Annotated in this window: 10 protein-coding genes and 4 pseudogenes; 5 read left to right on the forward strand and 9 right to left on the reverse strand. The window is 31.1% G+C overall.

The window, feature by feature from the left end:
- The 3 genes and pseudogenes from B5P40_RS25570 to B5P40_RS25580 all read left to right on the forward strand — a co-directional run.
- Nucleotides 1-327, forward strand: a pseudogene (locus B5P40_RS25570) (hypothetical protein); the annotation flags it as partial.
- Nucleotides 328-726: 399 nt separating this feature from the next.
- A complete protein-coding gene (locus B5P40_RS33750; protein WP_002191567.1) occupies nt 727-1,029 on the forward strand; it encodes a hypothetical protein in 303 nt (100 codons plus the stop codon).
- Nucleotides 1,030-1,198: 169 nt separating this feature from the next.
- The gene (locus tag B5P40_RS25580; protein ID WP_002035091.1) at nt 1,199-1,459 is read left to right on the forward strand and encodes a hypothetical protein; all 261 of its coding nucleotides are present in this window, start codon (nt 1,199-1,201) and stop codon (nt 1,457-1,459) included.
- Nucleotides 1,460-1,582: 123 nt separating this feature from the next.
- Here the strand turns inward: B5P40_RS25580 and B5P40_RS25585 are convergent, their stop codons facing one another.
- From B5P40_RS25585 to B5P40_RS33765, 8 genes and pseudogenes are all read right to left on the reverse strand, one after another.
- Nucleotides 1,583-1,858 (reverse strand): barstar family protein, encoded by a 276-nt coding sequence (locus B5P40_RS25585; protein ID WP_098781102.1) that lies wholly within the window; start codon nt 1,856-1,858, stop codon nt 1,583-1,585.
- A 20-nt stretch (nt 1,859-1,878) separates the two neighbouring features.
- A pseudogene (locus B5P40_RS34120) lies at nt 1,879-2,423 on the reverse strand (ribonuclease domain-containing protein); the annotation flags it as partial.
- Between the two features lie 147 nt (nt 2,424-2,570).
- Nucleotides 2,571-2,714: pseudogene (locus B5P40_RS34445) on the reverse strand (CDI toxin immunity protein); the annotation flags it as partial.
- A gap of 12 nt (nt 2,715-2,726) precedes the next feature.
- The gene (locus B5P40_RS25595; protein WP_002035082.1) at nt 2,727-3,176 is read right to left on the reverse strand and encodes a colicin E3/pyocin S6 family cytotoxin; all 450 of its coding nucleotides are present in this window, start codon (nt 3,174-3,176) and stop codon (nt 2,727-2,729) included.
- A gap of 37 nt (nt 3,177-3,213) precedes the next feature.
- On the reverse strand, nt 3,214-3,690 hold the full coding sequence (locus B5P40_RS25600) for a hypothetical protein (RefSeq protein ID WP_113710121.1): 477 nt from the start codon (nt 3,688-3,690) through the stop codon (nt 3,214-3,216).
- A 459-nt stretch (nt 3,691-4,149) separates the two neighbouring features.
- Nucleotides 4,150-4,524, reverse strand: coding sequence for a PH domain-containing protein (locus tag B5P40_RS25610; protein ID WP_113710123.1), 375 nt, complete (start codon nt 4,522-4,524; stop codon nt 4,150-4,152).
- Nucleotides 4,525-4,849: 325 nt separating this feature from the next.
- Nucleotides 4,850-5,056 (reverse strand): hypothetical protein, encoded by a 207-nt coding sequence (locus B5P40_RS25615; RefSeq protein ID WP_082187494.1) that lies wholly within the window; start codon nt 5,054-5,056, stop codon nt 4,850-4,852.
- A gap of 775 nt (nt 5,057-5,831) precedes the next feature.
- Nucleotides 5,832-5,963 (reverse strand): hypothetical protein, encoded by a 132-nt coding sequence (locus B5P40_RS33765; protein WP_257149419.1) that lies wholly within the window; start codon nt 5,961-5,963, stop codon nt 5,832-5,834.
- Between the two features lie 298 nt (nt 5,964-6,261).
- Here B5P40_RS33765 and B5P40_RS34205 point away from each other — a divergent pair.
- Both B5P40_RS34205 and B5P40_RS25625 read left to right on the forward strand, forming a co-directional pair.
- A pseudogene (locus B5P40_RS34205) lies at nt 6,262-6,474 on the forward strand (DUF4158 domain-containing protein); the annotation flags it as partial.
- A gap of 56 nt (nt 6,475-6,530) precedes the next feature.
- Nucleotides 6,531-7,967, forward strand: coding sequence for an IS4 family transposase (locus tag B5P40_RS25625; RefSeq protein ID WP_113710125.1), 1,437 nt, complete (start codon nt 6,531-6,533; stop codon nt 7,965-7,967).
- 1,109 nt (nt 7,968-9,076) lie between these two features.
- Here B5P40_RS25625 and B5P40_RS25635 read toward each other — a convergent pair.
- Entirely contained in the window at nt 9,077-9,910 is an 834-nt protein-coding gene (locus B5P40_RS25635) for a DUF2785 domain-containing protein (RefSeq protein WP_113710127.1), read from the reverse strand.
- Nucleotides 9,911-10,040: the final 130 nt, after the last annotated feature.

Genomic DNA, 10,040 nt, shown 5'->3' on the forward strand with positions numbered 1-10,040 from the left:
TGGATCCCAGAAGATAGGAGCATATTTACAATTATTCCAATTGAAAAAGGATCTAACAAGGTGTACATAGAAGCAAATGCAACCTATCTTACATCAGCAAATGATGAGGTGGGCGTTACAGGATTTCGCGCTTATGGACAAGTATGGACACTTGTTAATTATGGATTTGAAAGCTTCTCTTTAAAAAATAACCACGGACAATATTTATCTGTTCATGATACATCCGTATGTCTTACTGACAAGCCTGATAAAAACACTATATTTGCCATTACTATTCAAAAAGATAAATGGAATGAGTGGTTAGCTAAATGGTATTCTAGCAAATAAAAAGCAAGTTGATTTAACCTCTAGAAGCTTTACAAACATTTTTAATGAGTAATGAACCAACAAGCCAATTTTCTGTACGTTAAGGAAACTGGCTACACAGATCCCTAAGTTATTTTTAATCAAGCTTTATTTCAAACCAAAAATAATTCGCCCTTACGTTGAGTATATGTATTCAAGGTAAGGGCCCTTTTAAATTTATATTTTAATTTTCTTGGTTAAGATAACGTATATATCTCGGCTGAACCCCTTATTCTCCCTTTTCGAGGGGATGGGCAAAAACACCCATTCTAGATTAGGATGCTTACAAATCACATTTAGAATCTAATGATATAAAGGTTATCATACCAAATGATCCTGAAAGAGATGTTGTAAACAAGATTATTTATGAGGAGGATCAATTTGAACAAAAAAATTATAAATTTTTCTGTATATTGTACTTTGAATGTCTTTATGTATCTAATGGCATATTTCTTTGCCATAAAACCTGCTATTATTACAGCAACAACTGTGGACTATAATAGGATGAAATTTTTAACTATACTATTTGTACTTACAGTAATTTCAATCCTATATGGCTTTATAATGAAAAAAATTATTCGTCATAATTCCAAGCTCTCGCATTCAATAACAAATGAAAGCATACTGTTTACGTTTAGCCATATTTTTACTGTTTTTATTTTCTTGGCTATAATGTTCATTTAACTCATATATGGTGTGTGTTATAAGTGAATTTGGTAAGTTTCAAGACTAATTGCTTACCCCTAATTGATGTTATGTAAACTTATATAAATAGCTTATTTACAACACAAAAAAACAGAAAATTCATGATATAATATCCATAATTAGGAAAATGAATATTAGGAGGGAATTTATGCAACCACTTGTTGGACAAAAAATAATTAATTATAAAACAATAGACAAGCTGTTTCTAACTTTAATTTTACTATCTGGTACTTTAGCTTTTAGCATCGGTCAATATTTATATGTTACATTCTTCTTATTAGGGATTATGTTTATATATAGAAGCATAAGAGATTTGTATTTAAATGTTTCATATATAATTATTGGTCTTGAGTTAGTAGTAGGTGTATTTCTAGCCATATATATGGCATTTAATTATTTAGTTGCTTAGATGGGGTACGGAAACGATTCTGGGTATTAGGGGCCACTCTGGGAAATTATTCAAATTGATACAATAAAAAACGTAGAAAATAATTATTTCTACGTTTTTTATGTTTACCTAAGTTCTTTTTAGTTATTTTACAACAATGAAAAACTCACCTGGCATTTCTTTTTGTGCATCTTGGAATGTTTTTAAAATTAAATCTGCATAAGGTCCTAACATTTTTTGAGTATTCTCGAAAAATTCCCATTCTATTGTTATAGGAAGACCTATAAACCCAGTTAAACAGTCCCACAAAGCATCCGCATTTTCCCCATAAAAGCTAGGAAAATCTAATTGTTTTTTTAATGTTTGGTGCAATACTTCTTTACTAGTGAATTTTCTTCCATCCAATTTTACTATTTCCATAAATTCAATCCCTCTATTTCCTATTTTACTTCGGTAAATGTTTTATAATGATCAGAAGTCTTATACACTAATCCATCATTAGAATAAAGAATTCTATCATTCCCTCGATATCCTGATAAATAATTAATATCCGCTTCATATCAAGTCCTATTTGGAGCACTTGGTAATAGACCTTCATTATTCCGGTAAATATTTCCACCAATACTTTTTCCTGGAGCTACTTCGTGGAGATTTCCTTTTCTTCTATCCCATCCTAAAGCCTCAGCTTGATCTTTCGTAATATAATTATCCGGTAATTTTTTATGTTCCTTTACATACTTAGCAACTTCATCAAAACCGGTAGGATATTTCGTGAATTTTGTATTTTTAGCAGCCGCTTCTAGTGCCTTTCCTTTCCCTTCTTTTCAAGGTCACCAATTTCCCCTACAACTTTACCAATTACACGTGTAGTACCACCTGATACAACGGATAGTGTACCCCAGCCATAATCTTCTGGTCCATATTTCCTACCTGTTGTTACATCTTCAACTTTGATAAGTTGTCCAATTTCTTTTCCTGTCCCAATCCTGATGTAATTACATGTATCTTCAGCAAACCCCAACCATAGTAACTATCACTTTATCTTCCAATACTTTCAGATAATAAACTTTTTACTTAATACTAAACAAACGTAGGAATCAATAATTCCTACGTTTGTTAATAAAAATTCTTTTTACTTAATAATATCTTTTACATTTCCTATACGTATATCACCATCATGATGATATTCAATGACATAGCCCATATCTGGTGAATATATCCATGTATCAAAACTAACAGCTGTAACATCATCTATTACTTTTAAAACTTGATGTAAAAATCCCTTCTTTTAACTCGTTATTAAATCATGCCCTCCAGATTTATCTGCAGATTTCGTTTGATTCAAATTGAAATCTACCTCTCCTTGATGTTTCCCTTTACTATTAACTACTTCAAATCTTCCGTGTTGTGTATCTATAGCGTAATAAGTATCTGTTTTTTTATCATAATATACTTCTCTCTTGTTCATTTTAGTTCGTTTATTATCTTTTTTCCAACCTTTTTGATTTGCAATATCCATGGACGTTGATTTTATTAGAGCAATTTTTTCATTCACATTCATCTTAGCTATCTTTTCATCATATGCCACAACATCAAAACGACCATTAGAGACATTTTTAGCCGCCGCTTCTAGTGCCTTTCCTTTCTTTTCAAGGTCACCAATTTTCCCTACAACTTTACCAATTAGGGGTACGGAAACGATTCTGTGTATGAGGGGCCACTCTGGAAAGATATTCAAAAAGAGTCAAATCATAAAATAACTTGACTCTAAATAATTAAGCTCTCTTTAGTGGAGTAATATCACAATAATTTAATGCAAATGACTTTAGAAATAAGAGAACTTCTTCTGTCAAAACAAGATCTCCTCTAGAAGATAAACAAAAATGATGCCCAGACCAGTCAGTATAATGCGCATTTTCAGTAGTTACTGTCCCAATAGGAGTAAGTCTCCAAAAATCGGGGATTTTCTTGTCAGGATATAATTCTTGAAATTCCTCTGAAAGACTAATCAAACATTTTTCTATTTTAAAATCTCTTAACTGACTAGATTCTAATGCATTTTTAAATTTATCTGAAACAATAAAACAAGGTGTAGATTCTAACAAATCATCCCCAAGCCATCCATAGAACTCATAATGTAAAAATTGAACTTTTCCTGAAATCCCTTCTTCTTTAATTTCCTTTTCAGTTCCATAAACTGTTTGTTCTCCATGTCCCCCCGCTACTTCGGGTGCTAAAAGGTACAAATGCATAATTTTATTTTTCTCTTTAAATTATTTACTGGAGTTTTGGATTTATCAATAATACCTATAAATTTCTTCATAAAGGCATCCCCTTTTAAAATATGTAATTTTTATAACCTTACAATTGTATACAAAATTAAATGTTTTAGTAATATGCAAATAAAAAAATATATAATTGCATAAACAAACTTCTCAATAGAGTGTACTCTATTGAGAAGATTACAAGTTATTGATTTTAAAGGATTTAGAGGTTCTCAAATACACTTATCAGAATTGCAGCGTGGTATTTAATTCCAGAGTGGCCCTTGAAACCCATAATCGTTTCCGTACCCCTTGAATCGATAGATTCATACAAAAACGCCATCCTTTCTGTATATTTCTACAAAAAGAATAGCGTTTTTTTCGTTTTGTGGATACAATTTTTTAGCTTGATGGATGTGGCATCCTACCCCATATATGAATTTATACTTATTTATTTACTGGAATTACACTAAAAAAAGATTTTAATTTAGAGAATGCTTCTAAATCTCCCATTGTTGAAAAAATTTCTTCTTCTTTATGATGAACAACAATTGAAGGGATAGTCTTAAGCATCCCAATAGATTGTTTCTTTTCATTAATCTTCATTATTTCTTTATAATCAATTTCAATAAGAACCTTATTTACTTTCATTACTTCTGTATAAAAAAACATTCTCATATTCGTTGCTACTAAAGTTCCAGGTATATTAGGGCTATTAAACACATTACCAGCTAATATTGAAAGCCCGCTTTGGTTTTTATAATAAGCTTGAATATAATTTTTCACCAATTCATTCTCATACAACAGATCTTGTTTTATCATAAATATCTCTCCTTATATGGAAATAAAATAACTAATAATAAATTATTATGATATTTTCTAAAAAACTTTATATTATCATATTACCATTAAATATCGCTATAAAGATTCTTTAATTTTATTATCAATGAAATTAATTAAAGGTGTACCGCCACATGCCCATCAAGCTAAAATTTCGTTTTGGGGTAATTCTGGATTCTTAAGTTGATGGGCATGGGGTCACTATATCATTTCGGGAAAATTGTACGTTTAGAAATAATTTGGACATAAATTAATGAAATACGCTGCTTTTTTATTTTGCATAGAAAAAGGAACCAATACAGGCTCCTTAGTTTGATTCTGAAGTTTTGTAGTTTTTCTTGATGATATTCTTTATATCGATGATAAAGGATATCAGAAATATTACAACCAGAACAACATTTATCCAGTAATATGTATTTCCTATTGTAAATTTATTATAAAAAGATTGGACATTGTACAATATCAGCATTGCTGTTAAGAAAGCGGAGCATGCTAACGTACCAAAACTTTTCATAATGGTCACCTCAATTCTTAAATTTATAACTTCCAATACAATTATACATTTAAATAAAAGGATTTACAAAAGGTTTAAGATATATATAAGGGGTCACTATATCACTCTGGGAAAATTGTACGCTAAGGCCTACAAACCCTTATCATTACAAGATGAATACATGTTCAAAAAGATAAAAACCTAAGTTTAATTGAACATTGATTTGTTTACACACTTTATGAACATGGTTATAACTAGAAAACGTTGATATTATTGAGTTTTATTCTCTGTTCATAAACATATGATTTTCTGAACAAATACCTCTTAACGTACAGTAAAAGGGGTAAATTGTGTCCAAAATATGTCTAAACGTACAATTTTCCCGAAATGATATGGTGAGGCCATGCCCATCAACTTAAGGGAAATAAATATCCCCATAACGAAAAAATGAGCTGACTTCTCAAAGTAACTACCTGTAGAGAAAGAAGATTTTCATTTACCCTTACTTAGTAAATCGTTGTTCTCACACTATTTTATAAATTATCGTTCTTTATTTTAAATTAACAGCAATACAAGCAATGAATATACAAATAAAAACGAAGTCTTGGGAAAGACTTCGTTTTTTCAACGCACAATGAATTACAGAAATTATTAATAGTTTCATATTATTCGACCATTCTCAATGCAGTTCTTTAAGTTTAAAAACCTTGCTTTAGAACCGAAATACTCTCTTTTTAATGTAGTTAAAAACTTTCATATTTTCGTTAGTTTGATAGCAATAGGGATAGTCTCCCTATTAATATTCAAATGGTAGGTCAGAAAAAACCTGTCCTTTCTCCTCTTCATGACCTTCACCACATAATATCGCAGCTGGTATAATTAATCCTTCCGTTAACGAAAGCTCTATCATTTCTTCTTTACTTTGCATATTTTCCACCTCGCATATCATAAAATATCATATTAAGATGGAATGGTTTGTCTAATCGTGTCGAAAAAACAGAAGAATATATTTCATCAAATTTTTTCTGTAAATTTAAATTTACAGTATATTTCTGGTTATTTGTGACGGATAATGTGTGTCATTGCTGAACTAATAAGGGTTACCATACATTCCCATCAAGCTAACATTTTGATGTCCCCCCAAAGGGGTACGGAAACGATCCAAAGAATAACCCACCACATCTGAATTGTTTTCCATTTAAAGGAGGAACCTATCAGAAAAGGATTTAGATGGATCCTACACACCGCTACATACAGAAATACAATGGGCTGAACGTAAATCAAGGGGAAATGTTCAGCAATTAAGGCTGTTAGTGTTAATAAAATTCGTACAAAGATTAGGGTTTTTCCCTCAATTTTTGGATATCCCTCAAACAATTATTCATCATATTGAGGGCACTATACACATCCATCAATTTAAGCATTTAGACTATTTTTGAAGTTAAAAGCACGTTACTATTCTCTTATGTTAATGAGAAAGGGTGACGTGCTTTTTATGAATCTCTCGATTCAAGATGAACTAAAACCATTTTCGGAAGAATTACAACGATATGTTACACCTGTATTTTTAGAAGAACTTGCAAGGGAAATCGGACTTATAAAGCGAAAACGTAAGTTTTCTGGGTCAGACTTAGCTACTATATGTATTTGGATCAGTCAACAGGTGGCAAGTGATCCCCTAGTACGATTATGTAGTAGGCTTCATGCAGCCACTGGTACTTTACTCAGCCCTGAGGGCTTAAATAAACGTTTAAACGCTAAAGCAGTTTTGTTTTTACAACATATTTTTTCTTTACTGTTACAACAAAAAATATGTGAACAAACGCAAATTCCTAACCATCTCTTCACTTATTTTGGACGAATCCGTATCCTAGATGCCACCGTATTTCAGGTGCCAAATGCTTTAGAGAATGTATATCCAGGCTCTGGAGGCTGTGCTCAAACAGCCGGAATCAAAATTCAATTAGAATATGATCTGCACAGTGGGGAATTTCTTAACTTTCAAGTTGGACCAGGAAAAAATAATGACAAAACATTTGGCACGGAGTGCTTAGATACCTTACGACCAGGAGATTTATGTATTCGTGATCTAGGTTATTTTTCATTGGAAGACTTAGACCAGATGGATCAACGAGGTACATACTATGTGTCTCGTTTAAAATTAAATACGAATGTATATATGAAAAATCCAGATCCAGAATACTTTAAAAATGGTGCTATTAAGAAGCAATCGGAATACATACAGATCGATGTGAAACGGCTTCTAAACCAACTACAGCCTGGAGAAACATTTGAATTAAAACATGCTTATATCGGTGATAAACAACAACTATTTGCACGTGTTATTTTTAATCGATTAACAGAAAAGCAACTTCAAAAACGGCGAGCAAAGATCGCGGAAAAAGAAAAGTCTAAAAATAGAGCGTACTCAGAGAAAAGTAAATTGGTAGCTGGATTAAACGTGTACGTGACGAATACACCTTGGGAATGGGTTCCGATGGAACAGGTACATGAATTATATACTTTACGTTGGCAAATAGAGATTGTCTTTAAAACGTGGAAATCACTCTTCAAGATAGACCATTATCGTAATGTAAAACAGGAACGATTAGAGTGCCAATTATATGGAAAGCTAATCGCTATTTTCCTATGTTCCTCTACTATGTTTAAAATGCGTCAATTGCTTTTACAAAAGAAGAAAAGAGAATTAAGCGAATATAAAGCGATTGGGATGATCCAAGATCATCTATTTCTGTTGTATCAAGCAATACAGCAAAACACCCAAGAGATAACAAAGATCCTAACCCGCCTGTTCAACCTTTTACAGAGGAATGGACGGAAATCCCACAGATATGAGAAGAAAACTGTCTTTGATATTATGGGTGTTGTCTATGAGTATAGTGGATTGAGAAAACAAAAGAAAGTTGCATAATTTTTTAAAAATGAAACCCGTTAGGGTTTATTCGGTGTGCTTACTTTTAAGGACATCAAATATTTTAAGAGTTGTTGAGTTCATATGAACAAAAGTTCATTTTGTTTCCGCTCTTAAGTTGATGGGAATGTATGGTGAGGCCTATAAGGTACATGATACAACTGATTTTTATTAGTTTTCTTTTTTCTTAGTTTTGTAAAACTCATTTTCGATTTAATAATATTAAACACGTTCTAAAAGGTGTACCTTTTGAAGTGATAATTTATATACATTAACTTATTTAAAATTATATGATAATGTTTTTTTCCTGAAATTAAAGTGTGAGTAAATTTTTAAATAAGAAATAAGAACTTGAAAGGGGATGAAATTTATGAAGAAAGGTAGACGAATATAAGAAAAAAGGCCGCATAATTGATTGGAGTATTCGACTCTGTAAAATGGTAGCGGAATAAAGAACCCCTTTGATTGAGGTGTCCACTTTATAGTGTACAGTTCAAATCAAAAGGGTTCTTTATTATTAGTGTTCTAATTAGTTTTGGAAGAATAAGGAGCTACAAGCGAATATAGTTTGCATGGTTGGACAATTTGAAGTGTTAAGTTCATACAGCCTTCCATTTTTTATAAAAATATACTAATTGGAAGATTATTATAATTACAGAAATAAAAGTAATTAATATGAAATAATTCATTTCAAATTCTGCTGAAGCTAATAAAAATAAGGCTAAAGCAAGTAAGGGAATTGAAAGAATAGTATGGAAAAAACGTTTTTTGTAGACTGCACGCTTATTTGTTTCAAGTGCATTATTTACCATCATGAATCACCTCGACATATCTTTACTATGAATAGATTTATTTTCTTGTCAGAAAAATAGGTATATAAAAATTTTAACACATAAACCTAATAAGCTGAAAACTTAAAAAATATTTTTAAAGAATTATCTGAAAAAAAATAAAACCCATACTAAGTGTAATACTATTATATATAAAATGGGGTACCGTCAGCATTTTGGAAAAAACCCAGGCTAAGCAAAAAATACAATAAGCCGTCCATATGGATAGCTCATTTACATAATTACCGTTATCAGAAGTAAAATTAAAACTTTTTTAACTCAAAAATAGCTAATTTTATCAAGTGTATGCCCTACGCTCTTCTTAATCATTTCAAACTCTGAATGCTTTCGCATACGGAAATGTAAACTTCTTAGAAATGATTTAATATTCGCGTAAAGAATCCAATAATTTTCAATGGCTAATTCTTTATTTTTCTGTTCTAAGTAATTTGAAATTCCCTCTATGTATTCAATCAAATCATTTTCAGGCAATCCTCTTTGTAGCATTGCAATGATTGGAGTTATTAATCTTTCGTCTTCATCATCATGATATGCATACTCGTATACGTGTACTTTATTTATAATGATAGTTAAAATGTTTTTGTATGTACCTTGATCAAGTTTATGACTTTTTACTAACTCATCTAAAACATCGGCACCGTGCGCTATACTATGTGCCCAGCCTTTATCTTTTACATACCCTCTCAGATCTTGCTCCATCAACATATACTTCAAAAGACAATCTTTGACCAATAATACAGTGTCCTGTGATAGAAAATCTTTTTGATTATCTGCATCAAGAATTAAAGCAATCAAAAGTGTACTAAATGAACGAGTAAACACTGAATCGTCTTCTTTTAATCCAATTCCCTTAAATAAATATTTATCATCTAAGATAGTTGCCAACATTTGTTTTAGATGACTTTGACTTAAATAATTATTTGTAATCATCTTACAAAGGGTCCTGTATATCAGTTTATCTCTTAATTCTGAGTCAAGGGATCCTAGATGTTTTAACATATAAGTAGTTAATTCAATAAGATTTATGTTTTGAAAAGAAAACTCTGTCTGTTTTAGTTCAATTAATCTATTTTTTAATGTAGTTTCATTCATATGTCTTCTCCCTAAAAACGTATTTCTTATATTGTATACCATATTCGTGTGAAGTTTACATAACGTCGCATTATCGATAGCAAATAAAAAAGTGCCCCATTACAATATATGAACTGTACCCCGAATCATG

This window comes from Bacillus sp. SRB_8 (assembly GCF_003264205.1).
Lineage (GTDB): Bacteria > Bacillota > Bacilli > Bacillales > Bacillaceae_G > Bacillus_A > Bacillus_A mycoides.